Annotated in this window: 1 protein-coding gene; it reads right to left on the bottom strand. The window is 59.8% G+C overall.

The window, feature by feature from the left end:
• Positions 1–1,261 (bottom strand): molecular chaperone DnaK (dnaK, locus tag A2I95_RS39400; RefSeq protein ID WP_291737798.1); only part of this gene is annotated, 1,261 nt, incomplete at both ends.

Here is a 1,261-nt window from a genome sequence, read left to right on the forward strand (position 1 = left end):
TGGATACCTGCCTTGATCTTCTCGGCAGTCGACTTTTCGTTCTCCAGGTCGTCCTTCAGCGCGGCAATGGCCAGTTCGATCACTTCGACGGTCGACGGGTCCACCTTGTCGGTGTGCTCTTCCACTGCTTTTTCGGTCGAGTGGATCAGGCTTTCGGCCTGGTTCCGGGCTTCGATCAGCTCGCGGCGTTCTTTGTCCGCTTCGGCGTTTTCTTCGGCGTCCTTGACCATTTTTTCGATATCGTCGTCCGAGAGGCCGCCCGATGCCTGGATAGTGATCTGCTGTTCCTTGCCGGTCGCCTTGTCCTTGGCGCCGACCGACACGATGCCGTTGGCGTCGATGTCGAAGGTCACTTCGATCTGCGGCAGGCCGCGCGGTGCCGGAGGGATTTCCTCGAGGTTGAACTGGCCGAGCATCTTGTTGTCGGCGGCCATTTCACGCTCACCCTGGAAGCAGCGGATGGTCACGGCGTTCTGGTTGTCTTCCGCGGTCGAGAACACCTGGGACTTCTTGGTCGGGATGGTGGTGTTACGGTCGATCAGACGGGTGAAGACACCGCCCAGGGTTTCGATACCCAGGGACAGGGGGGTCACGTCGAGCAGCACCACGTCTTTGACGTCGCCCTGCAGAACGCCGGCCTGGATGGCCGCACCCATGGCAACCACCTCGTCCGGGTTCACGCCCTTGTGCGGTTCTTTGCCGAAGAACTTGGTGACTTCTTCAATGACGCGCGGCATGCGGGTCATACCGCCGACCAGAACAACCTCGTCAATGTCGCTTGCCGACAGGCCTGCGTCTTTGAGGGCTGCCTTGCAAGGATCCATCGAGCGTTTGATCAGGTCGCTGTCCAGGCTTTCCAGCTTGGCGCGGGTCAGTTTCATCACCATGTGCAGCGGCTGGCCCGAAGACGGGTCCATCGAGATGAACGGCTGGTTGATCTCGGTCTGCGAGGTGGAGGACAGCTCGATCTTGGCTTTCTCCGCGGCCTCTTTCAGGCGCTGCAGGGCCATCTTGTCCTTGGACAGATCGACGCCGTTTTCCTTTTTAAACTGGTCCGCCAGGTAGTTGACGATCCGCATGTCAAAGTCTTCGCCGCCCAGGAAGGTGTCGCCGTTGGTCGATTTCACTTCGAACAGGCCGTCGTCGATTTCCAGGATGGTCACGTCGAAGGTGCCGCCGCCGAGGTCATAAACCGCGATGGTTTGGGTTTCTTCTTTGTCGAGGCCATAGGCCAGCGCAGCCGCGGTCGGCTCGTTGATGA

The organism is Leisingera sp. F5 (assembly GCF_001593695.1).